A 24,576-nucleotide genomic window follows, 5' to 3' on the forward strand; every position below is an offset into this window, starting at 1 on the left:
GGGCCGACCTGTCGCCACCTGCCCATAATTTACTGACACCGAGGTTGCGGCGGTAAAAATATGTGCGAGCGGTCCAAGTGACCGACAGTGCGATGGGAGCAACACCGAGCGTCCTGGTGATCGGCGGCGGCTCGACGGGCTGTGGCATCGCGCGTGATCTGTCGATGCGGGGCCTGTCGGTCACGCTCGTCGAGCAGGGCAACCTGACCCACGGGACGACTGGGCGGATGCACGGCCTGCTCCACAGCGGGGGGCGCTACGCCGTGGCCGACCAGGCCAGCGCCGAAGAGTGCATCCAGGAGACCCGCGTCCTCGAAGATATCGCGAGCCACTGCGTCGAGGAGACCGGCGGCCTGTTCGTCAAACGCCCGGAAGACAGCGAGGAGTACTTCGAGCAGAAGCTCCGGGGCTGTGAGGAGTGTGGAATCCCCACGGAAGTCCTCTCGGGGCGGGAAGCCAGGAAGCGCGAGCCTTACCTCGCCGCGGACGTCGATAAGGCCATCGCGGTGCCCGACGGGGCGGTCGACCCCTTCCGGCTCTGCGTCGCGAACGCCGCGAGCGCGCAGAACCACGGCGCGCGGATCGAGACCCACGCCGAAGTGACGGACCTGCTCGTCGAGGCCGGCGAGGTCGTCGGCGCGGAGGTGACCCACGAGAGCGGCCCGGGCACCCGGACCCACGGGAAGGCGGGCACGACCGAGCGAATCGAGGCCGACCACGTGATCAACGCGACGGGCGCGTGGGCTGGCCGGATCGGCGACATGGCCGGCCTCGACGTGAACGTCCGCCCCTCGAAGGGCGTGATGACCGTCATGAACGTCCGGCAGGTCGACACCGTCATCAACCGCTGTATCCCGAAGGGCAACGCCGACATCGTGGTGCCCCACGAAACCACCTGCATCCTCGGGACCACCGACGAGGAGGTCGAAGACCCCGAGGACTACCCAGAGGAGGAGTGGGAGGTCGACCTGATGATCGACGAACTGTCGAAACTCCTCCCCGTCCTCCAGGAGGCCCGGACCATCCGGTCGTACTGGGGCGTGCGCCCGCTGTACGAACCGCCGGGGGAAGGCACCGCCGACTCCGAGGACATCACGCGGGATTTCTTCCTGCTCGACCACGCCGACCGGGACGGCCTGCCGGGGCTCACCACCATCGTCGGCGGGAAGTTCACCACCTACCGGATGATGGCCGAGGACATCAGCGATCACGTCTGCGACCGACTGGGCGTCTCGGCGTCCTGCCGGACCGCCGAAGTCCCCCTGCCGGGGAGCCGCGACGAGCGCGTCCTCGACGACGCGATGGACGAGTTCGGGCTGACCTCGCCGGTCGCCCGCCGGAGCAAACAGCGGCTGGGCGACCGCGCCTCGGAGGTCCTCGACACCGACGGCCCGAACCCCGTGATCTGTTCCTGCGAGGGCGTCACCCGCGCGGAGGTGCAGGACGCCATCGACCAGTCCGGGACGGATCTCAACGCGGTCCGCATCCGGACGCGCGCCTCGATGGGCAACTGCCAGGGCGGCTTCTGCACCCACGCGATGGCACAGGAACTCCACCCCGAGTACGAGCCTGGCCAGGCCGAGGCGGCACTGGACGAACTGTACCAGGAGCGCTGGAAGGGTCAGCGACACGGATTGTGGGGCGAACAGCTCTCCCAGGCGATGCTCTCCTACGCCCTGCACGCGACGACGATGAACCGGGATCACGCGACGCGAAGCGCCGCCGGGAGTCGGACGGCGTCCGACGCCGACGCCGGCGAGACCGTCGACTTCGAGGCCTTCGACGGAGGTGCCCCCGGTGGCGATTGAGCAGGAGGTGCTGGTCGTCGGCGGCGGACTGGCCGGCGTCACCGCCGCCGTCTCGGCCGCCCGGACCGGCGCGGACGTGCGCCTGGTCTCGTACAAACAGCCGACGCTCCGGAACGCCAGCGGCCTGATCGACGTGCTGGGCTACACGCCCGACGGCGAGGGCCCACTGGTCGACCCGTTCGCCGCCCTCGACGACCTCCCCGAGGGCCATCCCTACGAACGCGTTGGAGCGGACGCGGTCGAGTCCGGACTGGCACTGTTCGACGACCTCACAGACAGTACCTACGAGGGTAATCACACCGAGCGCAACGCGCTAATTCCGACGCAGGGCGGGCGTGTCAAGCCGACGGCCCGCTATCCCGCCAGCGTGGCCGCGGGATTGGCCAGCGACGAGCGCGACGCCCTTCTGGTGGGCTTCGAGCGGCTGGTTGGATTCGACGCCCCGCTGTCGGCCGCCAGGCTGAACGCGGCCGGCGCGCCCTTCGAGGCTCGCGGCGCGACCGTCGAGTTTCCCGTCGCGTTGAGTGCGGACCCGAAGGTGACTCGCTTCGCCCACCTGCTCGACCGGGACGAAGCCGGCGAGGAGCGTCAGGAAGGAAGCGTCCGGCGGGCGCTGGTCGAGCGCGTCGTCACTCACCTCGACGGCGAACAGCGAGTCGGATTCCCGGCGGTGCTGGGCGACGACCACCCCGAGGAGGTGCGGGCCGACCTCGAAGCCGACCTCGGCGTCGACGTGTTCGAGGTTCCGATGGGGCCGCCGAGCCTCCCCGGTCTTCGGCTCGAAGACCGGCTCTACGACGCGCTGGACGCCGAAGGCGTGCGCATCGAGACCGGGAATCCGGTGGTCGGCTACGAGGCCGGTGCCGACGGCGACCGGGTCGAGGCGGTGGCGGTCGACCGGTCGGGTGCGACGGTCCCATACGCGGCCGAACAGTTCGTGCTGGCGACCGGCGGACTGGTCGGGAAGGGCATCGACTCGGACCGCGAGGGCGTCGAAGAGCCAGTCTTCGACTGCCACGTCGGCCACCCGCCGGACCGCTACGACTGGTTCGACGACCGCGCCTTCGGGGACCACCGCTTCGCCCGGTTCGGCGTCGATCCCGACCGGGAGTTGCGGCCCCGGAACGGCCGAGGCGCAGTCGAGTTCGACAACCTCCGGGCGGCGGGCGCGGTGCTCGGCAACTACGACTTCGCGGCCGAGAAGTCCGGCAGCGGCGTCTCGCTGGCGACCGGTTTCCACGCGGGCAGGCTGGCAGGTGAGAATACGTGAGCGACGCAGACTCCCCCCACGACCCAGGCGTACCGGACGACGAGATCCCCGACGACGAGTTCGAGCCCGTCGACGTGTTCCCCGAGTCGGAACTGGACCTGCGCTCCGGGGCCGACGACTGTTACAAATGCTCGACCTGCGACACGAACTGTCCGGTCGCCGAGGTCGACGACGAGTTCCCCGGCCCGAAGTTCCAGGGGCCCGAACAGTGGCGGCTCAAGCGCAAGGACGACCGGGAGATCGACCCCTCCATTATGGATTGCTCGAACTGCATGCGCTGTGACAACGCCTGCCCGTCCGACGTGCCCCTCAGTCAGATGCACAACGAGGCCCGCGCCGAGTACGTCGACGAGCAGATGAGCAAACTCTCGGTGGAGTACTGGCGCAACCGCGTCCTCGCCAACTACCGCAAAGGGGCGTGGCTCGGGAGCAAGTTCCCGCGCCTGACCAACGCCCTCGCGAACAACGGCCCCCTCAGGAAACTCGGCGAGAAACTGTTCGGCCTCACTGCCGAACGTGAGTTCCCCGCCTTCGCCACGCAGACGTTCAGGGAGTGGTGGGCGGAACGAGGTGGCGCGCAGGTTCAGAGCGAGGAGAAACGCGTCGCCTACTTCCACGGCTGTTACGCCAACTACAACACCCCCGAAGTGGCCAAAGCGATGGTCCGAACCTTCGAGCAGTTCGGCTACGAGATCGTCGTCCCCGAGCAGGGCTGTTCGGGTACCCCCATGTTCGCCAACGGGATGCTCGACGACGCCCGCCGGGACGCAGCGACCAACATCTCGTCGTTCTCGGAGTTGATCGACGAGGGCTACGACGTGATCTGTTCCTGCACCTCCTGCTCGATGGCGCTGCGCCAGGAGTATCCGGAGCTCTTTACGTTCGAGGGCACCGCCGACGTGGCGGCCCACACCTACGAGGCCCTGGAGTATCTGCGCATCCACGAGGATCTCCGCGGGGCGCTCGCCGGCGCGGAGGTCGACGGGGACGGCGAGGACCTGGCCTACCACGCGCCCTGTCACGCTCGCAACCAGGGGCTGGCTCGGCAGGCCGTGGAGTTGTTCCGGGATCTGGACGGCGTCGCGGTCGAGGACGTGGGCGACTCCTGTTCGGGCATCTCGGGGACGTACGGCTGGAAGGCCGAGAAGTACGAGAAGTCCATGGCCATCGGCGAGGAGATGTTCGAGGAGATGGACGAGGCCGAGGGTCGGACCGGGATGACGGAGTGTCCGACCTGTGCGATGCAGATGGAACACGGGACGGGCTACGATATCCGCCACCCGCTGGAGATTCTGGAGGCGGCGCTGGTCGAGAGCTGATCGCGAGACCGATTCGGGGTCGGGGTGAACCGGCCGGGAACAGTTTCCAGCGTGAAACGCGCCGGAACTTTATATCGGAGACACGGGATAGCAGGGGACATGGGTTTGCGTAGCTGGGTCACCGGGTTGCTCGGCGACGGGGTGGAGGCGACCGAGGACAGCGAGGGACGAAGTCCCTCTGTCAGCCGGCCGCAGGCCGGCGACGCCGGCGACGGACAGCTCGAACTCGCCGTCGACGTAGAGCGTCGCGCCGGGTCGATCCTGGAGCATTACGGGCTCTCGGGCGAGGACGCCCGCCAGGTCGCGGAGATTCTGTCCGCGGAACTGGCCCGGGAAGAGGGCTATGCCCGGTCGATGATCGCCGACCGGGTCGCCCGGGAACTCGACATGGACGCGGACCGCGCCCGGACTATCGTCGACACGGAGGTCGCGTCGATCCGGAACCTGGCCCGCGTCCGGAAGTTCACCGAGCAGGCCGGCGACGAGGTCCGGTTCCGCTGGATCGATTCGGTCGGCAATGACGACTCGCCGGTGTGTGCGGACGTCCGGACGGCCATCGACGAACGCGGGCCGGTCAGCCTCGGCGAACTGCAGTCGATCATCCGCGAGGCGGCCGGCGAACATCCGTCGGGGACGCCCGAACGAGCGGACGACCTCGTTCCTCACGAGCAGTGTCGTCACACCGTCGTCCGGCACGTGGAGTGAGTCAGGGGACCGCTTCGTCCTCCAGTGCGGGTTCGTCGCCGACGAGTCCGGTGATCTCGAAGCGAGCACCACCGGGAGACTCGCCGGGTTCGCCTCCCGAGTCCCCGCCTTTACGGCCCGCGGAACGGCGTTTCGCGTCGCTTTCGGTCACGTTGATCCGCCAGCCGTGGGCGTCGACGATGGTCCTGACGATGGACAGGCCGAGTCCGGTCCCGTCCTCGCTGGTGGTGTACCCCTGCTCCAGGACGGCCTCGCGTTCGTCCTCGGGGATGCCCGGGCCGTCGTCGGCGACGTAGAACCCACGGGGACCGGTCACGCCTCGCTCGTCCCCGTCCGGCTCACCGTCGATCACGCCGACGGTCACCGTCACCACGTGGTCTTCGGACGGGTCGGCGTCCGCTCGCGAGTCGGGATCCGTTGAACCGTGTTCGATACTGTTCCGAAACAGATTCTCGAACAGTTGCAGGAGGCGGTTCCGGTCGGCCTCGAACTCGGCGTCGTCCCGACACTCCAGAGTCGCCCGGTCGGTGTCGACGTTCGCCCAGGCCTCCGTGGCGACGCCACGGAGCGAGACCGGTTCGGTCTCGTCGACGGTCTGTCCCTGCCGGGCGAGCGTCAGTACGTCCTCGATGATGACTTCCATCCGCTCGTGGGCGTTCTCCGCACGGTCGAGGAACTCGAACTGCTCGTTCCGGCGGGTCAACTCGATCGCGCCCGACGCGACGTTCAGCGGGTTCCGGAGGTCGTGGGAGACGATCCCGGCGAAATCTTCGAGTTGTTCGTTCTGTCGTCTGAGTTCGGCGGTCCGCTGTTCGAGGGTCTGTTTGCGGCGCTCGCGCTCGGTCACGTCGTGGATCAACGAGACGCGGCCGGTCGCGCCCGCCCCGTCGAGTTCGGTGATCATCACGTCGAAACAGCGCTTCTCGCCGGTCGGCGTCCGGACCCAGACGCCGGAGAAGTTGCCGGCGACGCCCGGGTCGAGGAGTCGCGTATCGTCGTCGTCGACGAAGATGTCCGGCGGGAGGACTTCTTCGAGCGGGCGGCCGACCACGCGGGCGTCGGGGTCGCCGAGGATCTTCCGACCCATCGGGTTGATGTCGACGACGCGGTTGCGGTGGTCGGTCACGAGCATCCCGCCGCCCATCTCCTCGATCATCGCGGTCCGGGCGACCGGCGCGAGGCTCTTGGACTGTGAGCCGAACAGTTCGAGGATCGGCTTCAGCGGGAGGAACCCGTAGGACCGGTAGCCGACGAACACCAGCAGGGAGAGCGAACCGAACACGAGGTTCGCCAGCGGGGCGAGCGTGTACTGTGGCACGGGGCTCAGGCCGAGGGTACTCAGCAGGTGACAGCCCGTCAGCAACAGGCTGTACGTCAGAAAAAAGAAGGTGCGTTTCCGGTAGACGTTCCGGGAGCCGACGAACTTCCCGAACAGGTAGTAGTCGCCGACGAACAGCAGCGTGTACGAGTAGGCGACGACGCCCCAGAAGACGGGGCCGAAGTCGGCCGCGAGCGTGGGCTGACCGGCGTGACCGAGACGGACTGGACCGACGCCGACGGCGCCAGCGACGCTCAGGACGCCGACGGCGAAGACGGCGACCGGAACGACCGACAGACCGGCCACGAGTCGCGTCGAGACCGCGCCCGTGTGGCCCGTGTACTGGCGGGCGAAGAGGAACAGCGCCGCGCCGATAAAGGACATCGCGAACAGCGAGAGGGCGGCCCCGGCGGCCACGGCCACCTGCCCGCCAGCGACGACGAGCGCCTGCCCGAACGCCCACAGCGCAAGACTGACCTCGACGAACATCAACGGCGTCGTTCCCGACTTCGGTCGTTCGTTCCAGAGAAACGCCGCGACCGCAGTCGAGAGCGCACCGGAGATGACGAGCAACCCTGCGAGCACAGGGATGCCGGTTTGCATGGCTAGATCTCGTCGTTTCACCGGTTAAGTGTACGCACGAAGGTATCAGTGATGATAACAGAATGGGAGGAATCGGGGGTCACGGCGATCTGTCGCTGCCCCGACCCACACGCATTTTCGCGTGCGGGTCGAACCGGAGGTATGGATCTCGCCACCGTGCTCGACGAGTTCACCGCGCGGGACTGGCAGGTCGCGGCCGACGACGCCGGTCCGCTCCGCGTTGCCGTGGTGGGGCTCGGCTGGTGGACCCGGGAGGAAGCGATCCCCGCTATCGCCGACTCGCGACTGTGTGAGACGACCGTCGCCGTCAGCCGGACCCGGGAGAAGGCCCGCGAGGTCGCGAACGGCGTCGACGGGATCGAACACGGCCTCTCGGGCGAGGCGTTCCACGACGGCGCGGCGACCGACGCGTACGACGCCGTCTACGTCGCGACGCCCAACGCCACTCACCTCGAATACGTCGAGTCGGCCGCGGATTTCGGGAAGGCCGTCCTCTGTGAGAAGCCGATGGAAGCCAGCGTGGGGCGGGCCGAACGGATGGTCGCGGCCGCCGACAGCGCCGACATCACGCTGATGATCGCCTACCGGATGCACACCGAACCCGCCGTGCGCCGGGTCAGGGACCTCCTCCGGGAGGGACTACTCGGCGATCCCGTCGCCGTCCACGGCCACATGTCCCAGCCACTGCTGGAGATGATCCCGAACCCCGATCAGTGGCGGCTGGACCCCGAGTTGGCCGGCCCCGGAGCCTCCGTCACCGACATCGGGCTCTACCCGCTGAACACCGCCCGCTTCCTGCTCGAATCCGATCCCGTGGCCGTGCAGGCTTCCACGGACTCCTCGGGTGAGGCCTTCGCCGACGTGCCCGACGAACGGGCCGCGTTCACCCTCGAATTTCCGGGGGGCGTGTTCGCGACCTGTACGGCCAGCCAGCACGCCACCCAGTCGAGTCACATCGAAGTGATCGGGACGGAGGGTCGCGCCCGTATCGACCCCGCGTTCTTCCCCAGCGAGCCACGGCAGGTGACCGTCGCCAGCGGCGGAACGACCGTCGACGTGGAGTTCGAGCAGGTCGACGAGATGCGCGAGGAGTTCGACTACTTCGCGGACTGCGTGCTCACTGGCCGGGACCCCGAGGGCGACGGCGCACACGGGCTGACCGACATGCGGCTCATCGAGGCGATCTACGAGGCCGGCGAGCGCGGCGAGCGGGTCGAGCTGTAGTCAGGCCGCATCGAACAGTTCCGCACCGTCGACCACGTGCTCGGCCACCGAATCCATGTCCAGCGTGACCCCGAGCCCCGGCGCTTCGGGAACCTCGATCCGGCCGTCCTCGATGACCGATTCCTCGACCAGGTCCGCCCACCAGTCGAGTTCGTAGGAGTGGAATTCGACGGCCAGTGCGTTCGGGATCGACGTGCCCACGTGGGCAGCGGCGACGGTGGCCACCGGTGAGGAGACGTTGTGCATCGCCACGGGGACGTAGTGCTGGTTGGCCACGTCGGCGATCTTCCGGGTCTCGCGCATCCCGCCGACTTTGGGCATGTCGGGGGCGACGATGTCGACGGCCCCGCGTTCGATCAGCCGCCGGAGTTCCGTCACGCGATACCGGTTCTCCCCGACCGTGATCGGGGTCGTCGTCGAGCGCGTCACACGCTCCTGTACGTCGAGGTTCTCGGGAGGCACGGGGTCTTCGAGCCACCACACGTCGTACTCCTCGATGGCCGCTGCCAGCCGCTCGGCGGAGTTCCCCGAGAACGTCCAGTGGCAGTCGAAGGCCACGTCGGCCCGGTCGCGGACGCGCTCGGTGACCCGCTCGACGATCTCGGCCTTGTGACGGATCTCACCGGGCCGGAGGTGGCGGTTTGCGCGGTCCTTCTCGAGCCCGCTGGGCACGTCCAGGTCGAACTTCAGGGCGTCGTAGCCCAGCTCCTCGACGACGCGTTCGGCCTCGTCGGCGCAGGCCTCGGGGTCCGCTTCCTCTTCGGTGTGACAGTCGCAGTAGACCCGCACCGCGTCGCGGTACTTCCCGCCGAGCAGCTGGTACGCCGGCAGTTCGAGGATCTTCCCCGCGAGGTCGTGCAGCGCCACTTCGATGCCCGCGATGGCGGTGACGGTGACGCCTTCGACCGACCCCTCGCCGGAGGTCTTCTGGACGAGGTGTTCGTAGAGCCGGTCGACGTCGAGGGGGTTCTCGCCCACGAGGAAGGGTTTCATCCGCGCGATCAACTCGGGGACGCCCGCACCCCAGTAGGCCTCGCCGGTGCCGACGATGCCCGCGTCGGTGTACACGCGGACGAGCGTCCACGGGAAGTTGCCGTCGACCATCGTGGTCTGGACGTCCGTGATCTCCACGTCGCGGCCACCGCCGCGTTTCGCCCGGACGCCCATCGACTCGGCCGAGAGGTCCCGCATCGTGTACTCGGCGTTGGGGTCGCGAAGCGTCTCGTAGTCGATTCCCATGGCGTCCGTTCCACGCGCGTGGCCTAAAAGGGTACGCGGGGTCACTCGGCGTCGTCGTCCTCGACTAGTTCGTCGAGTTCCCGGCGGAGTTCGTGTCGGTCGGAGTCGATGTCGGCGTTGAGCCGCTTGAGATAGACGAAAAAGAGCAATACGAGGCTGGCGGCGACCGCCAGTACGGCGACGAAGCCGGCCAAGAGCTGTGCGGTCGGGCTGTTCTGGATAGCGGCGAGGATCATGATCGCGACCCCGACCAGCAACAGGACGACGACCGTGGGAAGGGTGACCAGCCGACTGAGCGACCGCAACATGTCACCGAGTCGCCCCGGCAATAGCATCAACGTTTGGGATGGATCAGAGCAGGCCGAGGTCCTCGAGGTCTCTCCGCAGGGCGGCGCGGTCGTCTTCGTCCATCCGGCGGAGCGGCCGCCGGAGCGGCCCCACGTCGAAGTCGAGGTCGCGCAGGGAGAGCGCGGTCTTGACGCCGGCCATGTAGGGCCCGCGTTTCATCACGTCGCGCACGTCGTAGACGTGGCTCTGCAACTCGCGAGCGCGGGCCTCGTCGCCGTCGGCGTAGGCCTCGTAGAGGTCGACGACGAGTTCGGGGAAGGCGTTGGCGACGGCGCTCACCAGTCCGGAACAGCCGACTTCCAGCCCGGGGAACAGAAGCGAGTCCGACCCGGCGAGGAAACTCAACTCGGGGTGGCGGTCGATGGCCTGTGCGAGCCAGGGCACGTCCTTGCTGGAGTCTTTCAGTCCCGCGATCCCGTCGATGGCGGCGATAGAGTCGAGCGCGGCCAGTGAGAGTTCGTTGCCGGTCCGAGAGGGGATGTGGTAGACGTACACCGGCACGTCGACGGCCGCGGCGACCCGGCGGTAGTGGTCCACGGCCGCCTCGTCGGAGAGCGGGTAGTAGTACGGCGTGACGACGATGACGCCGTCAGCGCCGGCGTCGACCGCGTGTTCTGCGTTGGCGACCGTCCGTCGCGTGCTCGGTGTGCCCACCCCAGGGACCACGGGCACAGACTCGATCTCGTCGACGACGGTCTCGACGACCTGGCGGCGTTCGGCGGGCGTCAGGAGGGGGAACTCGCCGTTCGTTCCGAGGGGAAAGACGCCGTGACAGCCCGCCTCGACGACGAAGCGGGCGTGGGCCGCGGTCGCGTCGAGGTCGACCGACTCGTCGGCGTCGAAGGCCGTAACGATCGGTGGCACCACACCGTGCAGGGAGAGCGGATCGTCGCTCCTGGCGGTCGGATCTGCCATCGGTACCACCCACCACGGCCGGGCGGGTAAGCCCTTTCCCGCACCCGACACCACCCAACCAATTCTCTTTTTCGAGTGTGAGTTAACTTTTTCACGCTGGAGCCAGTACGAGTGAGTATCCATGTGCGACATCGACATCAGCCGCTCGCTCGCGGCGCGGGTTGGGGCCCAGGAAGCACACATCGGTGTGCGCGAGGGCGATACGGTACGTGACGTGATCGACCGGCTCGCCGCCGAGTACGGCTCCCAGGTCGCAAGCGGCATGCTCGACGGGAATCGCCTGCGCTCGGACGTAATCGCCGTCCGCAATCCCGACACGGAACACGAATCGGTCACCGCCGACACGGCCCTCCAGCCCGGCGACAGTCTGGATTTCCACCTGACCTCCGAACACGAGAAAGTGAGCGGCTCGGCCTAAGACACTCTGTTTTTGCTTCTTCGCGACCGCGGGGAGCGACTTCACTCACGGTCGTTCTACAGCTGGCACCCGAATCGTGGCAGGTGAAACGAACCTCGGCTTTATTGACACCCATTCGGTAGCTGACAGCAGAAGTGATGGTCCGGAAGCACAGGCGGAACGGTCGGGATGAGTAGTCGGATTCCCACCCCGCGAGAGGGCCGTCGCGGACAGGTGGGAATCGGGACGCTGATCGTTTTCATCGCGATGGTACTCGTCGCCAGTATCGGTGCTGGCGCATTGATCGAAACGGCCGGACTGCTCCAGTCGAAGTCCCAGCAAACCGGTGAGCAGGCCCAGCAAGGTGTCACCAACCGGGTGCAGGTGCACAGTGTAACTGGAAACGTCTCACAGACGGCCTGCTACGGATCGGGCGAGATTCGCATCGACGGCATCGACGTCGGCGGCATCTCGTACGACTGTCTCTTGCTCGATTCCGGTGACAGCCCCGACGTGTGGCACGTCTCGGGTGGGGACGACAGGTTGATATTCGATGGCCAGTCGACGGACATCCTCTCCGACGGCGATCTCGTCTCGTTCACCAGAGTCCAGCGTGACGACGCCCGGGACCAGATTCGAGTGCGAGACGAGACGCGGGACGAGGTGATCGTGACCGCGACACCACCGATTTCTATCGACGAATCGACCGGACCGGACGACGAGCTCATCAACCTCAACAATCCGGATGGGACCGGGTACGTCAGCATCGCGAACTTCGCCGATACCGACGAAACGGTCCGGTTCACCAGACCGAGCGGAAACGTCACGAGCGTGGACCTGACCGTCAGACTCTCGCCGGGGTCGTCGGCGGTGGACCTCCGTGACGCTACCGTGTCGTACGTGAGCGACGATGGAATCGCCGATCTGACGTACACGACGGGGAAACCGACAGCCGACCAGTTCTCCGTGTCTCCGGTAGTGGGTGACGATGCCGTGCTGTCCGACGACGAGCAGGTGACCATCCACCTCGACACCTGGCGCATCGACGACGGACTCCAGCCGGGCGACACCGCGACAGTTCGGGTGGTGACCCCCAGTGGAACGGTCACACGAGCGCAACTCGGTGTGCCGGCCACCACCAGCAGAGACGTGGTCGTCCTCACGCCCTGAGACACTGTACCGCCGCTGATCGGGGTGAATCGAGCGGTTACGACTCGAGCCGCGCCAGCCGATTCAGCGCGTAGATCGTCGCGAGCACGTCGGTCGCGTCCCCGGGATCGAAGACGAGTTCGTCGGTGTTCATCACGTGCTCCAGCACGTCCCGAGAGGCGTGTTCGGGCGCGGCCGCGAGCCCGTAGTCGTTCTCGGCGACCCACTCCATCACCCGGAGGTCGCTCTTCGAGTCGCCCATGACGACGCAGAAGGGGTCGTCGATCCCCAGCACGTCGAAGGCTGCCTCGACGCCGGCGACCTTGTTGAGTTCGAGACTGCCGATCTCGGCGGCGTCGGCCTCGTAGTAGGCCACGTCGATCCGGTCGAACACCGCGGCGACGGGGTCGGGCACGTCGTCGGGATCGGTGTCGACCGTCCCGCCCTGCTGTTCCAGCACCGTCCGGATTTCGGGGTCCTGGGCGGCGTAGTACGCTCGCGCCCAGGCGTCGGCGTTCTCGGCGTCGTCGTCGACCTCCTGCAGGACGGCGTCACCGAGCAGGTCGAGCATGTAGATCAGCGCGTCGTCGATCACCTCGCGAGCGCGGGGACTCCCCGTCTCGAAGTTCGGTTTCAGCGTGACGTTGAACTCGTTGCCCTGCAGGTGACAGCCCCGCCGGAGGGCCTCTGGGGCGTCAGAGAGGACGCGGGATCGAACCGCGTCGAAGACGGCCTGGATCTCCGGGTCCAGGTCCTCGTACAGCAGTTGCTTGGTGTCACCGCCGTGACCGGGCGTGAACACGCCGGTGCCGGCCTCGTAGACGACGCTCACGTCCCCGGAGTGGACGAGTTCGTTGCCCAGCCCCTGGATCAGGAAGCCCTTGACGTTCTCCAAGGTCTGTCCGGTACAGACGACGATGGGCATCCCGACCTCGTGGAACTCCGTCAGGAGGTGCAGGGTGTCCCGGGGGATCTCGTTGTCGGTCCGCCCCGCCGACCGGAGCGTCTCGTCGACGTCCAGCACGAGGGCGTTGACCGCGTGGTCGTACTTGGCGAGCAGGTCCAGCGCGGTGAAGGCCTGTTCGCGGGTGGCGGTCGCGGCGATGTCGGCGAACGTCTCGCCGGTCGCGGGGAAAGCCTCGCGAATCTCGTCTTTGCCGTCGGCGAGTTCCTCGCTGGCGTTTTGCCAGTGTTCCAGCGCCACCCGCGAGTCCACCGGCGGGAACAGGTCGACGAAGCCCTGGTAGGCCCGCAACCGCCCGGTATCGAACTCGTCGAACAGCCGATACAGCTGATCGTAACGCTCCATGTCCCCTCTGCACTGGCGACGGGCAAAAGGCTCTGGGAACGAACCGGGCGGGAGGAAGACCGGGTTCGGGGTCGCCAGGGAGCGGGTGGCAACCAGTGAGACAACGGCTCACTCCCGGCGTCGAAGCCCCCGCGTACCCGGTCGCTTCGTTTTTCACTCGAATTAGAATAAGCCCTTCGGAGGGAGAGTGAGGAGGGTGGCCCGAGAACGGGAAAAGGCCATTACCGGCGGCGGTCAACCACGTTGGTATGAAGAACATCGACGACCTGATGACCAGCGCGGCGGAGCTTGCCGAGCGAGGGCTCTCGAAAGGCGAGATCGCCGACGAGTTGAACGTGTCCCGCGAGACCGCGAGCTGGCTGGTCGAGCGCAGCGACGGCCCACAGGCCGAGAGTACGCAGGAGGCCGCGCCGGGCGGCCCCGAGGATATCCACGTCGACTGGAACGCCATCGGCCGTGACTCGAACCGGCTGGGCCACGTCGGCGCCGCGATGGCCGATCTCCTCTCGAAGCAGGGCGAGGAAGTCGACCTGACCATCGGGATCGAGAAGGCGGGCGCACCGCTGGCGACGACCGTCGCCCGCGAACTCGACACGGACCTGGGGACGTACGCCCCCCGGAAACACCAGTGGGACGACGACGACATGGACGACCTCGGGGGCACGTTCTCCCGGAACTTCGCCCAGATCCGCGACCGAGACTGCTACGTCGTCGACGACACCATCACCAGCGGCACGACGATGACCGAAACCGTGCAGGCGATCCGCGACCAGGGCGGCGAACCGGTCGCCTGCGTCGTCCTCGTCGACAAGCAGGGCGTCTCCGACATCGAGGGCGTCCCGGTGTACTCGCTGGTGCAGGTCATCCGCGTGGGCAACGACGAGTGAAGGGACACACTGATTTGAGTCGTCGGCCTGGGAGTGCACAATGAGCGAGGAGGACCTCCACGCGACGCTGGAGCGGGTCGCCGCCCGCTTCGACTTCGGCGAGTACGAGTCGGCGGCGTACCTCACGATCCTTGAGCACGGCCAGTTGACGGCCTCGGAGATCGCCGACCGGACGGACATTCCACAGCCCCGGGTGTACGACACCGTGCGCGACCTGGCCGATCTGGGCCTCGTGGAACTCCAGGAATCCCGCCCGATGCGCGTGCTCGCTATCGACCCGGAGGAGGCCTTCGCGGACTTCCAGACCTCGCTCGACGACCTCGTCGACGGACTCTCCCGGCGGTACACCGCCCCAGCACGGGACACGGAGGCCGTCTCGCTGATCAAGTCCCGGTCGACGATCCTGCGCTACCTGGCGGAGATCGTCGACGCCGCCGAGTACGAACTCATCCTCTCGCTCGATCCCGAACTCTTGGACCGGTTCGCCGACGACCTGCGCGCCCAGCACGAGGCCGGCGTCGCGATCGAACTCCTGCTGTCGCCGGCCGCCGACGTGCCCGACGCCGAGGAGTTCGACTACCTCGACGTGGCGACGACGGTCCGCGCGCGCCGCGGCATCACCACCCCCGTCGTCGCAGTCGCCGACGGGAACTACTCGATCTACGCCACACAGGACGCCCTGCAGGGAGACCGGGACCGCTACGGCGTGATCTTCAACCGCTCGGAACTGGGCTTTCTCGTCTCGGGCTTTCTCAACACCGTCCTCTGGACGACCGCCGAGACCGTCGCCGAGGGCGTCGACGACCGGCCGTTCCCGCGCCGGTACGCCACGATCCGCCGGTGTATCTCCGACCTCCGACACGCCGAGGGCGACTTCTACGCCTCCATCGAGGGCCGGGACGTGGTGACCGGCGAGCACCTGGAGATCGACGGCTCCGTCGATCAGGCCGCGTTCGGGGCTGGCCGACAGACCGCGACGCTGGTCGTCGAGACCGAGGACGGCCCCGTCGAGGTCGGCGGCCAGGTCGCCGCCGTCGAGGACGTCGAAGCCCACGAGATCCGGATCGGCCAGGGGAGTCCACCCGGCGTCTGACACATAGCGAGCGGAAGCCCACCCTTTCAGGGGTGGGAGGACGTCAATGTCGAGTGGTTGCGGGCTCCCCACGGAAAGGGAGGCGTTTTGCCGGCCGGCGTGGATGTGCGGCCGGATGCGAGACTCCACGACCGGACCGGACGAGCCGTCCGTCGGCACCGGCGAGTGGTCCGGGACGACGGCGGCCGAGGAGTACCCTGGATCGGGCGCACCCGCGTCCGGCGCGGTCGTCCGGGATCGGTTCGAGACCCACGAGGTGTTCCAGCGGATCATCGCGGCCGCCGACGTAGAGGCGACGACGGGCACCAGAAAGCTGTTCTTCAGCGGCCTCGCGGCGGGCTTTTCGATCACGCTGACTTTCCTGCTGTACGCGTCGCTGACGGCCGCGACCGACGGCGACCCGCTCGTGAGCGCCGTGCTGTACCCGCTGGGATTCCTGTTCATCGTCGTCGGTGGCTACCAGCTGTACACCGAGAACACGCTCCCGCCAGTGGTCCTCGTGCTGGAACGACTGGCGAGTCTCCCCCGGCTGTTCTGGACCTGGACCGTCGTGCTGGCCGGCAACTTCGTCGGCGGCGGCCTCGGAGCGGTGGTCCTCGCGAAGACTGGCGTATTCCCGACCGGCGTGGCCGTGACGGCGACGGCCATCGCGAGCGAGGGGGTCGCGACGCCGTTCCCGGACCTGGTGTTCAAAGGGGCCTTCGCCGGCCTGATCGTCGCCAGCGTCGTGTGGCTGGTCTACGCCGTCCGGGACGCCATCTCCCGGGTCGTCCTCGTCTACGTCGCCTTTCTCGCCATCCCGGCCGGGAACCTCTTTCACGTCGTCGTCTCGTTCACCGAAGTGGTCTATCTCGCCGTCGGCGGACGGACGGCGCTGGCCACCGGTCTCGTGGAGTTCGTGCTCCCGGTCCTGCTGGGCAATACACTGGGCGGCGTCCTGCTGGTCACGGTCGTCAACTACTTTCAGACGACCGAACAGCGACTCGACATCGCCCGCGAGGACGGAGTCGAGCGACGGCTCTCACGCCGGGAGTGGCTGCTCGGCCGGCGCGTCGGGCGGTCGTACGTCCCCCGGGAGCGACGCGATGACTGAGCGGCCTAACCGACGGCGGATTACGGCCCGAGATGCCCGAGCGTCCGGGAGCGGACACGCGACCCGTCGCTCGATCCCGCCCCGTCGAGGGCGACGCCGTACAGCGTGGCGTCGCCGGACCCGACGTACACCGTCCCCGACGCTGCCGTCGGCGAGGAGAACACCTCGCCGTCCGTGGCCAACGTCCAGGTCTCCGCACCGGTCTCCCGGTCGAGAGCGTACAGCCGCCCGTCCCAGGACCCGACGTAGACGGTCCCGTCGGCCACCGTCGGCGACGAGACGACAGTATCGCCAGTTTCGACCGCCCACGTTCGCTCGCCCGTCCCCGCGTCCACGGCGTGGACCGTCGCGTCGTAAGCACCCACGAAGACCGTTCCGTCGGCCACCGTCGGCGACGACTGGACCCCGAAACGGCTCTCGCCCGTCCCGTAACGCCACTGTTCACGCCCAGTCGCGGCGTCCACGGCATAGAGTGACCGGTCAGAGGAGCCGACGTACACCGTCTCATCGTGGACCGTCGGCGACGACCGGACGAAGTCGCCCGTTCCGAACCGCCACCGACGGGCACCGACTTCGGCGTCGAACGCGTACAGCGCGCCATCGAACGAACCCACGTAGACGGTGCCGTCGGCCACCGTCGGCGACGATTCGGCCGTCGCACCGAGGCTGGCAACCCACCGCTGTTCGCCCGACTCGGCCGCGAGGGCGTAGAGGCGTCCGTCCCGGGAGGCGACGTAGACCGTCCCGTCAGCCACCGTCGGCGACGATTTCACCTTGTCGCCCGTCTCGAACCGCCACCGTTCCGTGCCGGTGGCCGCGTCGATGGCGAAGAGGCTCCGTCCCGGTCCGTCCTCGAGCCCTGCGCCGACGTAGACCGTCCCGTCGACGACCTGGGGCGAGGAGTACACCGCCCCGTCCGTCCGGAACCGCCACCGTTGGGTGCCACTCGTCGCGTCGACGGCGTAGAGGTGGCCGTCGGTCGAGCCCACGTAGACGGTGCCGTCGGCCACCGTCGGCGACGAGAGAATCTCGTCGTCGGCGTCGAACGTCATCGTCACGTCGCCTGCCGCGGCGGTCGCTCCCCTATCGTCGGCACCGGTCGGTGATCCGGCACCGGTCGGCGTGTCCTTCGCGGCGTCCTCCCGAGCCGTACAGCCGGCGACCGAGGCGAGGGTCACGCCGCCGAGACCTGCGAGCAACTCCCGGCGACCGACCGAGCCGGTCGGTCCCGTCATCGCAGTCGATCCCTCCGCGAGTCGACGCCACTGTCACTGCCTGCCACGTGCCAGTTCGTCCGTCGCATGTCCCGTCCGTGTTGGCTCGTGGCTCCCTCATTGGTGTTTACATCGAGGGGCGGAAAGCGGGCTAGAACAGGTCCTCCTCGGAGTCGGTCTCGCCCGGACCGGCCGCGGACTCGGCGTCGTCGTTGCCGTCCCCGTCGACCGGGCGATGGAAGTTTCCGTCGCCGCCGGTCGGACTCTCCTCGGACGGAGGCTCGTCCATTTCAGGTGCTACGCCGGGCACGTCGACGGCGTCCATCGCGTCGCGGACGATCTCGCGGGCGTCGACGCCCTCGACGCCGGCGTCGGTGGTCAGGACGATCCGGTGGGCCATCGCGGGTTCGGCGATGCGTTTCACGTCGTCGGGCGTGACGTACTCGCGCCCGGAGAGGACGGCGCGGGCGCGGGCCGCCTCGAACGTCCGCTGGATGCCCCGTGGCGAGACGCCGACGGCGGCGCGGTCGTCGTCGCGGGTCGCCCGCGCCAGGTGGACGATGTACCGACGCACGTCTTCGTCGACGCGCACGTCCTCGGCGGTCTCGCGCATCGCGCGGACGGTCGCGGCGTCGGCCGCCGGGTCGACGCTCGGGGCCAGCGTCCGCCGGTCGGCCCGGCGGGCGAGCAACTCCATCTCGTCCTCGACGTCGTTGTAGCCGATCGACGTCTTGACGCTGAACCGGTCACGCTGGGCCTCGGGCAGGCGGAACGTCCCCTCCTGTTCGATCGGGTTCTGCGTGGCGACGACGACGAAGGGGTCGGGCAACTGGTGGGTCTCCCCGTCGACGCTGACCTGGCGCTCCTCCATGGTCTCCAGCAGTGCGGCCTGGGTCTTCGGCGGCGCGCGGTTGATCTCGTCTGCCAGCACCACGTTGGTGAAGACCGGTCCCTCGGCGAACTCGAAACGACCCTCCTGTTCGTTGTAAACGTTCGAGCCGGTGATGTCGGAGGGCAGCAGATCGGGCGTGAACTGGATGCGGGCGAACTCCAGTCCGAGCGCCTCCGCCAGCACGCGAGCGGTCACGGTCTTGCCGGTGCCGGGGACGTCCTCCAGCAGGACGTGGCCCCGCGCGAGCACGGCGGTGAGGATCGTCTCCAGCACCTCACGGTCGACGACGGCCGCCGACCCGATGCGGTCGAGGACCGCGTCGCTGCGCTCGGCGGCTTCCCGAATCCCCAGTGCGTCGGTCATACCCGCCACGTCACAGCCCACCGACATGAACGCCCGGGGTTCACCCGCGGATCGGACCGAGCAAGGCGAGGACGCCCGCGACGGCCAGCACCACCGCCGAGAGGACGGGACCCTGCGGGCCGACGCGGCCGAACAGGACCGCGAGTCCCGTCGCGAGGACCACGGCACCCACGGCGAGGCCGACGGCGGCGACGCCGTGGAGCAGTTCCAGCCGGCGCGTGTCCGGCCGGTGGCCCAGTTCCACCGTCAGTCCGAGGCCGAATTCGCCCACGTCCCAGACGACCATCGACCCCGCGACGCAGGCGAAGACGACAGGTCCGGGCACCCGGAGGGCGGCCGCGCCGATGCCCGCGACCAGCAGACCGGCGCTGGCGAGCGAGAGCGACCCGGCCCGGTCCGGGAGGACGCCGACCTGGACCGCGAGCGGCCCGGCCGAGTAACACAGCATGAACAGCATGCCGGCGACCAGGATCAGGGCGGCGACGAAGGCCGCGCCTGCCAGCCCGGCCGCACCGCCACGACCGGAGAGCAAGAGCACCAGAATCGGGAACGGGATCGCGAACAGCGCGAGCATCCCGAGGGCCGGCCCGGCGAGCCAGTCGGCGTTCCCAGCCGTCGCGCGCCGAGCGAGTGCGGCCAGCAGTGCGACCAGCACCGCACCGACGCCGACGAGAAACGCCGGCAGACGAACCCAGACCGTCGACAGCACGCCGAGGAGGAGTGCCAGCCCCGGCGTCCGATAGAGGCCGGTCGTCGCACCGACGAGTTCCAGCACGCCGACCAGGAACCAGCCCGCGAGGCAGGCGGCGACGAACACTCTCGCCGTGTCGCGCCACTGGGCACGTCGCTGTGCCAGCTCTTCACGGGGGACCGCCAGCAGGTGCGCGAGCGGGAGCCGCATCAGGGACAGACAGACCGCACTCGCGGTGAACGCGAGCAAGAACAGCAGGGTCGACAGCGACGGGACACCGGGTGCGACCCCGAACTCCCAGAGCAGGAGGGCGAAGGCCGCGACGATGGACAGGACGACGCCGGCGACGAACGGGAGGAAGACGCCGGCCCAGCCCTGCTTCATCGCACGGACGGTCGTGTCGTGTGTGACGTTCGCCCACGCGCTGGCCAGCCCCAGCGCGGCGAGGGTGCTCCCGAGCGCGAGCAGGAACCCGCCGGGCCCGCCGACGAGCGTCGCGGCGGCCACACCGCCGAGACAGAGGAGTCCGCCAGGCATGAAACAGAAGTGGCCGACCGCCAGTCCGTCGAGGCTTTCGCGGTCGAGCAGTGCCGTGCCCGCGGCCACCAGTCCGCCACCGAGCCCCGCGAGTTGCACCGCGTCGAGCAACCCACTCGTGAGTCCGGCCGCGAGCGTGACGACGACGGTCACGACCGCCGCGACGCCGAGGCTCGCAGCCCGTGCCCGCCCCTCGTCCCCGATGGCGGAGGGCCGATCCAGCCGCGGCCCGATCAGCAGGATCACGACGATCCCCCCGTGAGCGCGCCCCGGGCGTCGGCCGCGAAGGCCGCTTCGAGGACGGCGTACAGCGGCGTGGCCCGACTCCAGTCGACCGCCCGCGCGCCTGCCGCCTGACAGTTCGCCAGCCGGGTGTGTCTACGAACCGACTCGAACTGCCCGGTCACCGTGTTGTGTGTCAGTACGTCCGGCGAGAGGACGACCCGCGAGTAGTCGCGGACGCCCCACGTCTCGACCGTCTCGACCGGCCAGTCGTCGAGCAGCGGCGAGAAGAGGACGAGTTGTGCGCGAGGCGGCGCGAGCGTCGCGATCCGGGCGGCCTGCGCGTCGGGATCGGCCGCGTTCTCGCCGGCGGTCGCCTCGGTCGCCGCCGCCAGCAGGTCGCGCGCCCGTGCCCGGCGGTCGCGGCCGGAGCCTGGCGCGAGCCAGTGGAGCCCGGCGTCGTCGGGGCCGTCCGCACCGACGACGGCGACGCCGACCTCGTGGCCGGCCCCGAGCAGGTCCTCCAGCGCGTGGGTCGCCGCGTACGCAGCCAGCTCGACCGCGGTCGGGCGGGCCGGGCCGGCGACCACGCGGCTGGCCGGGCGCGCGTCGACGACCAGCACGACGCTGGACGCGCGCCGCTCCCGGTAGTTGACCGTCGTCAACTCGTCGCGTTTGGCGTAGTGTCGCCAGTCGATGCGGGAGGCCGGGTCGTCGCGCCGGTAGGGTCGCGTCGAGTGGAACTCCAGGCCCTGGCCGGGCGAGTCGGTCGGCATCCCGCCGGCGAAACGGTCCCCCTGCTGTTCGATGGGCGGCGCGCTGGCGTCGAGTCGGCAGTGCAGTCGCCGCTCGCCGCTGGCCTCGACCGCCCGGTCGGCTGCCGCACCCGCGCCGAAACTCCGGACGCGAGCGCGCGGCGCGCCGAACTCGTGCTCGCCGCGCTTGGCCACGACGCTGTACTCGGCCCACAGGGTCTCGCCGGGCTCCAGCGCCGTCCCGCCCCGCGGCGACCCGTCGATCACGCCCAGGGACTCGGGGACCGCATCGGCGACGCGCACGTCCGGCAACGGGTCGGAGCCGGCGTTCTCGACGGTCAGCGTGACGGTGACTTCCTGTCCCGGCGGTGCGGTCGCCGGTTCGATCTCGCGGTGGGCCCGCAGTGCCACGTCGGCGTCGGCCGTCGAGAGGACGCCGTAGGTCAGGTACAGGAGCGGCACGACGGCCGCGAGCAAGAGGCTAGCGTAGCCCGCCGCCGCGCCGACCGTCGCGAGGACGGCCGCCGCGATCAGCCCGGCTGTCCACCGTGCGGTCGGGTTCATCCCTCGTCCTCCCCCGGAGGTGCCGGGCCGTCCGCGGCGGGCTGGAGACTCCCGTCTACGTCCCGCTGGAGCGTCTCGAGCCGCGGTCGGACGATCCGCACGCGCTTCGGGGCGTCCTGTCCGGGGACCGTCGGGAGTGCTTCGCCGGCCGCCGCGTCGATAGCCGCGACCGCGCGTCGGACGCGCCGCCTGAGTTCCCGTTCGGGATAGAGCCAGCCCGCGAGTCGCGCGCGAACCGACCGCTCGGGCATCGAGACCGTCGAGGAGCAGACCGCCCGAGCCACCGGGTCGTCCGTCCAGGTGCCAGCCCGGATCGACTCGCGGGCCGCCGATCGGTCGGCACCGCCCGCGACCAGCGCGTCCTCGAGCGCCCGCGACAGCGTCGGCCGGACCGTGTCGACGCCGACCGCGACGGAGCGTGCCGCCCGCGCCCGTTCGCCGGCCTCGATCGTGGTGTCGGCGAGCGCCCGGCCGGACAGCGCCGTGTCCGCGGGCGTCCGTTCGGGTGCCGGGGACAGGAGCGGCCCCGTCGCGGATTCGACGGGTTCGGACTTGCCGACCCGCCACAGCGCCCAGCCGACGGCGACCAGCACGAGGAGGATGGCGATGTAGCGCAACGCCGAGTTCGACTCGGGCACGGCGCCCGAGACGGTCGCCCGGACGGCGATCACGAGACTCGCCAGGATCGCGACCACGCCGAAGGCGATCCGGAGCCGCGAGAGCCACTTACCCACGGTCGGTCACCTCCGACTCCTCGTCCGGCCGATCGTCGACGGCGTCGGCCTCGCGGTGGTCGCGGAGGGCGTCGAACGCCGTCCGGGCGCGTTCCTCGCGCTCGGGCGTCTCCGGCCGCCCACCGTACTCCACGTCCCGGAAGACCCGGGTGAGATCACGCACCGATTCGTGGGGGAAGCCCGTCTCGGCGGCCTCGCGCGCCACCTCGCCGGGCGTGCGCTGTGGCCAGCGCTCCGGCGCGACCCACCGGGCGAACGCCCGCCAGCGCTCGCGCAGTCCTGCTGGGTCGTCCCTCTCGTCGGCCCCGGTCGCCGTCACGGAGTCGTCGGCCGTCGCCGTCCCGTCGTCCGCACCGCGCCTGCGGAGTCGGCCGGGCAGTCCGCGAAGCCAGGCCACCATCGTCAACAGTGCGGCCCACGCACGGCCCGGGAGCGCCAGTAGCCACGCGAGCGCGCCAGCCACCGCGTCGCGGACCGCGCCCAGGGAGCCCAATGCCGTCAGCGACGCGAGCACGGCGCGAAGCGCCCGCAGTCGGACGGCCAGCCAGTCGAGCAGTCCCTCCAGCGCGGCGGTGACGCGGAAGGCGAGTCCGACGAGCCACCGCGCGAGGCGCCGCAACCGCTCGGTCAGCGAGATGGCCGTCCCCCGGACGTTTCCGGTCCGACCACGCAGTTTCGCGACCACGAGCGCGAGCGCGAGGACGACCAGCAGGGCGACGAGCGCGGTCACCGCGTACAGGGGCACCAGCGACTGGCGCGCGGTCAGGTCACCGGCTCGGAGCGCGATCACCGCGGTCGGATCGCTCGGGAGCGAGAACCGCAGGCGACCCTGCGCGTCGGTAGTGCCCAGTCGCTCGCCGCCCAGCGTCACCGTGGCGTTCGGGACCGTCCGGTTGCCCAGGCGCGCGACCACCACCGCGTCGCCGCCGGGGATCGCCAGGATCGTCGCCGGTCGCACGACCGCCCGAAGATTCGTCACGTCGATCCGTTTCTCGCCGCCGAACTCGCCGCGTTCGACGCGGACCCTGATCGAGTCGGGGCCGTCGGTCGGAACCCGGAGCCGGTAGCGTCCCTCGTCGTCGGTCGTCCCGACCCGCTGACCGTCGACGGACACCGTCGCCTCGCGCATCGGCTCGCCGTCGACGGTGGCCCCGAGAGTCACTCGCTCGCCCGGAATGGGCTCGCCCTCGACCGCGATCCTGACCTCGCCGTCGACGGTGACACCCCTGGTGACACGCGGCCCGTCGGCGTCGTCGCCGTCGTCCTCACCGGGTCGAACCTGAGCCGCGGCGGTCCAGCGACTCGATTCCGGAGCCCCGACGCCCGCCGCGACCGGGGCGACGGCGGCACTGGCGGGGGCCGCCTCCACGCCGGCGGTGTCACGACTGGTCGAACACGTCGAGCCCGCCGGGAGCGTCGCGTCGAGGGTGAGTTCGCGCTCGTAGGGCACCTCGACTGGGACCGTGCCACGCTCGTCGGTGGTGCCGACGACTTCGCCGTCGAGCGAGACGCGCGCGCCCTCGACGCGGCCGCGTTCGTCGGTGACGACGACCGGGACGGTGGCACCGGGAGCGGGTTCCGCGGCGAACCGCACGGTGCAGACGCTGGCCGGTTCGCCGTCTCGGGGTTCGTCGTCACTGCTGAGCCACTCCAGCAGTTCCTCGACGGCGTCGCCGAATCCGACGCCACCGTCGCCGGAACCGTCACCGCCGCCGCCCGTCGGGGCGTCCGGGCGCTCACCGGGGCCGTCCGGACCGCCCGATCCGAGACCCAGTCCCGCGTCGACCTGTGGCGCGGCGAAGGCCGCCACGAGCAGACCGAGCGCACACACCGCGAGCAGGGCGAGCTGTCGCTGGCGAGCGGGCGATCCCCCCTCAGCCATCGGGCACCCCACCCGCGCAACGGAACGCAGACACTGTCAGTACGT

General features: G+C 69.5%; 20 protein-coding genes and 1 pseudogene. 10 read left to right on the forward strand and 11 right to left on the reverse strand.

All coding sequences use genetic code 11. From position 1 onward, the window contains the following. Positions 1–92 precede the first annotated feature (92 nt). The 4 genes from glpA (at position 93) to EAF64_RS04690 (ending at position 5,102) form a co-directional block, all read left to right on the forward strand. On the forward strand, positions 93–1,808 hold the full coding sequence (gene glpA / locus EAF64_RS04675) for an anaerobic glycerol-3-phosphate dehydrogenase subunit GlpA (protein ID WP_129067788.1): 1,716 nt from the start codon (positions 93–95) through the stop codon (positions 1,806–1,808). Continuing rightward, positions 1,798–3,078 carry a glycerol-3-phosphate dehydrogenase subunit GlpB gene (gene glpB, locus EAF64_RS04680; protein WP_129067789.1) on the forward strand — a complete coding sequence of 427 codons (1,281 nt, stop codon included), beginning with the start codon at positions 1,798–1,800 and terminating at the stop codon, positions 3,076–3,078. Before glpA ends, glpB begins: the two co-directional genes overlap by 11 nt. Continuing rightward, the gene (locus tag EAF64_RS04685) at positions 3,075–4,397 is read left to right on the forward strand and encodes an anaerobic glycerol-3-phosphate dehydrogenase subunit C (RefSeq protein ID WP_129067790.1); all 1,323 of its coding nucleotides are present in this window, start codon (positions 3,075–3,077) and stop codon (positions 4,395–4,397) included. Before glpB ends, EAF64_RS04685 begins: the two co-directional genes overlap by 4 nt. A gap of 99 nt (positions 4,398–4,496) precedes the next feature. Further along, positions 4,497–5,102 (forward strand): hypothetical protein, encoded by a 606-nt coding sequence (locus EAF64_RS04690; RefSeq protein WP_129067791.1) that lies wholly within the window; start codon positions 4,497–4,499, stop codon positions 5,100–5,102. A 1-nt stretch (position 5,103) separates the two neighbouring features. On the opposite strand, the gene EAF64_RS04695 is transcribed toward EAF64_RS04690, so the two are convergent. Next, the gene (locus EAF64_RS04695) at positions 5,104–7,023 is read right to left on the reverse strand and encodes a histidine kinase N-terminal 7TM domain-containing protein (RefSeq protein ID WP_129067792.1); all 1,920 of its coding nucleotides are present in this window, start codon (positions 7,021–7,023) and stop codon (positions 5,104–5,106) included. A gap of 141 nt (positions 7,024–7,164) precedes the next feature. On the opposite strand from EAF64_RS04695, the gene gfo6 reads away from it, so the two are divergent. Continuing rightward, positions 7,165–8,247, forward strand: a complete 1,083-nt coding sequence (gene gfo6, locus EAF64_RS04700; protein WP_129067793.1) for a D-xylose 1-dehydrogenase Gfo6 — start codon at positions 7,165–7,167, stop codon at positions 8,245–8,247. Here the strand turns inward: gfo6 and EAF64_RS04705 are convergent, their stop codons facing one another. From EAF64_RS04705 to EAF64_RS04715, 3 genes are read right to left on the reverse strand one after another with little or no spacing between them, the layout of a single operon-like run. Continuing rightward, entirely contained in the window at positions 8,248–9,486 is a 1,239-nt protein-coding gene (locus EAF64_RS04705; RefSeq protein ID WP_129067794.1) for a mandelate racemase/muconate lactonizing enzyme family protein, read from the reverse strand. Positions 9,487–9,527: 41 nt separating this feature from the next. After that, positions 9,528–9,794 carry a hypothetical protein gene (locus EAF64_RS04710; protein ID WP_129067795.1) on the reverse strand — a complete coding sequence of 89 codons (267 nt, stop codon included), beginning with the start codon at positions 9,792–9,794 and terminating at the stop codon, positions 9,528–9,530. 43 nt (positions 9,795–9,837) lie between these two features. Beyond that, the gene (locus tag EAF64_RS04715; protein ID WP_129067796.1) at positions 9,838–10,749 is read right to left on the reverse strand and encodes a dihydrodipicolinate synthase family protein; all 912 of its coding nucleotides are present in this window, start codon (positions 10,747–10,749) and stop codon (positions 9,838–9,840) included. A 121-nt stretch (positions 10,750–10,870) separates the two neighbouring features. On the opposite strand from EAF64_RS04715, the gene EAF64_RS04720 reads away from it, so the two are divergent. Beyond that, a complete protein-coding gene (locus EAF64_RS04720) occupies positions 10,871–11,167 on the forward strand; it encodes a MoaD/ThiS family protein (RefSeq protein WP_129067797.1) in 297 nt (98 codons plus the stop codon). A 213-nt stretch (positions 11,168–11,380) separates the two neighbouring features. Then, positions 11,381–12,316, forward strand: coding sequence for a hypothetical protein (locus EAF64_RS21570; RefSeq protein WP_394345746.1), 936 nt, complete (start codon positions 11,381–11,383; stop codon positions 12,314–12,316). A 37-nt stretch (positions 12,317–12,353) separates the two neighbouring features. Here EAF64_RS21570 and EAF64_RS04730 read toward each other — a convergent pair whose 3' ends face one another. Beyond that, positions 12,354–13,604, reverse strand: coding sequence for an HAD family hydrolase (locus EAF64_RS04730; RefSeq protein WP_129067799.1), 1,251 nt, complete (start codon positions 13,602–13,604; stop codon positions 12,354–12,356). Between the two features lie 248 nt (positions 13,605–13,852). On the opposite strand from EAF64_RS04730, the gene gfcR reads away from it, so the two are divergent. The 3 genes and pseudogenes from gfcR to EAF64_RS04745 form a co-directional block, all read left to right on the forward strand. Further along, entirely contained in the window at positions 13,853–14,491 is a 639-nt protein-coding gene (gene gfcR / locus EAF64_RS04735; protein WP_129067800.1) for a transcriptional regulator GfcR, read from the forward strand. A 40-nt stretch (positions 14,492–14,531) separates the two neighbouring features. Next, positions 14,532–15,584: an HTH-type sugar sensing transcriptional regulator TrmB gene (gene trmB / locus EAF64_RS04740; RefSeq protein WP_129067801.1), complete on the forward strand. Its 1,053-nt coding sequence runs from the start codon at positions 14,532–14,534 to the stop codon at positions 15,582–15,584. A 103-nt stretch (positions 15,585–15,687) separates the two neighbouring features. Beyond that, positions 15,688–16,656, forward strand: a pseudogene (locus EAF64_RS04745) (formate/nitrite transporter family protein); the annotation flags it as partial. 41 nt (positions 16,657–16,697) lie between these two features. Here EAF64_RS04745 and EAF64_RS04750 read toward each other — a convergent pair. The 6 genes from EAF64_RS04750 to EAF64_RS04775 all read right to left on the reverse strand — a co-directional run bounded on the left by EAF64_RS04750 (position 16,698) and on the right by EAF64_RS04775 (position 24,531). Beyond that, positions 16,698–17,912, reverse strand: a complete 1,215-nt coding sequence (locus EAF64_RS04750) for an outer membrane protein assembly factor BamB family protein (protein ID WP_129067803.1) — start codon at positions 17,910–17,912, stop codon at positions 16,698–16,700. A 130-nt stretch (positions 17,913–18,042) separates the two neighbouring features. Then, positions 18,043–19,146, reverse strand: coding sequence for an AAA family ATPase (locus tag EAF64_RS04755; RefSeq protein WP_129067804.1), 1,104 nt, complete (start codon positions 19,144–19,146; stop codon positions 18,043–18,045). Between the two features lie 40 nt (positions 19,147–19,186). Continuing rightward, a complete protein-coding gene (locus EAF64_RS20805; RefSeq protein ID WP_193767568.1) occupies positions 19,187–20,620 on the reverse strand; it encodes a DUF7519 family protein in 1,434 nt (477 codons plus the stop codon). After that, entirely contained in the window at positions 20,617–21,915 is a 1,299-nt protein-coding gene (locus EAF64_RS04765) for a DUF58 domain-containing protein (RefSeq protein ID WP_129067805.1), read from the reverse strand. The genes EAF64_RS20805 and EAF64_RS04765 overlap by 4 nt, the downstream gene beginning before the upstream one ends. Next, positions 21,912–22,649, reverse strand: coding sequence for a DUF7269 family protein (locus tag EAF64_RS04770; RefSeq protein ID WP_129067806.1), 738 nt, complete (start codon positions 22,647–22,649; stop codon positions 21,912–21,914). The genes EAF64_RS04765 and EAF64_RS04770 overlap by 4 nt, the downstream gene beginning before the upstream one ends. Then, positions 22,642–24,531: a DUF4129 domain-containing protein gene (locus tag EAF64_RS04775; protein WP_129067807.1), complete on the reverse strand. Its 1,890-nt coding sequence runs from the start codon at positions 24,529–24,531 to the stop codon at positions 22,642–22,644. Before EAF64_RS04775 ends, EAF64_RS04770 begins: the two co-directional genes overlap by 8 nt. Positions 24,532–24,576: the final 45 nt, after the last annotated feature.

The sequence above is a fragment of the Halorientalis pallida genome, from assembly GCF_004118325.1.
Classification (GTDB): Archaea; Halobacteriota; Halobacteria; order Halobacteriales; family Haloarculaceae; genus Halorientalis; species Halorientalis pallida.

What these genes read in the sequence shown, in the direction of transcription:
- EAF64_RS04750 (WP_129067803.1), bottom strand. Translation starts at nt 17,912, where the DNA reads ATGACGGGACCGACCGGCTCGGTCGGTCGCCGGGAGTTGCTCGCAGGT.
- EAF64_RS04765 (WP_129067805.1), bottom strand. Translation starts at nt 21,915, where the DNA reads ATGAACCCGACCGCACGGTGGACAGCCGGGCTGATCGCGGCGGCCGTC.
- EAF64_RS04710 (WP_129067795.1), bottom strand. Translation starts at nt 9,794, where the DNA reads ATGTTGCGGTCGCTCAGTCGGCTGGTCACCCTTCCCACGGTCGTCGTC.
- EAF64_RS04695 (WP_129067792.1), bottom strand. Translation starts at nt 7,023, where the DNA reads ATGCAAACCGGCATCCCTGTGCTCGCAGGGTTGCTCGTCATCTCCGGT.
- gfcR (WP_129067800.1), top strand. Translation starts at nt 13,853, where the DNA reads ATGAAGAACATCGACGACCTGATGACCAGCGCGGCGGAGCTTGCCGAG.
- EAF64_RS04720 (WP_129067797.1), top strand. Translation starts at nt 10,871, where the DNA reads ATGTGCGACATCGACATCAGCCGCTCGCTCGCGGCGCGGGTTGGGGCC.
- EAF64_RS04775 (WP_129067807.1), bottom strand. Translation starts at nt 24,531, where the DNA reads ATGGCTGAGGGGGGATCGCCCGCTCGCCAGCGACAGCTCGCCCTGCTC.
- trmB (WP_129067801.1), top strand. Translation starts at nt 14,532, where the DNA reads ATGAGCGAGGAGGACCTCCACGCGACGCTGGAGCGGGTCGCCGCCCGC.
- EAF64_RS04730 (WP_129067799.1), bottom strand. Translation starts at nt 13,604, where the DNA reads ATGGAGCGTTACGATCAGCTGTATCGGCTGTTCGACGAGTTCGATACC.
- glpA (WP_129067788.1), top strand. Translation starts at nt 93, where the DNA reads ATGGGAGCAACACCGAGCGTCCTGGTGATCGGCGGCGGCTCGACGGGC.
- EAF64_RS04715 (WP_129067796.1), bottom strand. Translation starts at nt 10,749, where the DNA reads ATGGCAGATCCGACCGCCAGGAGCGACGATCCGCTCTCCCTGCACGGT.
- gfo6 (WP_129067793.1), top strand. Translation starts at nt 7,165, where the DNA reads ATGGATCTCGCCACCGTGCTCGACGAGTTCACCGCGCGGGACTGGCAG.
- EAF64_RS04755 (WP_129067804.1), bottom strand. Translation starts at nt 19,146, where the DNA reads ATGACCGACGCACTGGGGATTCGGGAAGCCGCCGAGCGCAGCGACGCG.
- EAF64_RS04690 (WP_129067791.1), top strand. Translation starts at nt 4,497, where the DNA reads ATGGGTTTGCGTAGCTGGGTCACCGGGTTGCTCGGCGACGGGGTGGAG.
- EAF64_RS04705 (WP_129067794.1), bottom strand. Translation starts at nt 9,486, where the DNA reads ATGGGAATCGACTACGAGACGCTTCGCGACCCCAACGCCGAGTACACG.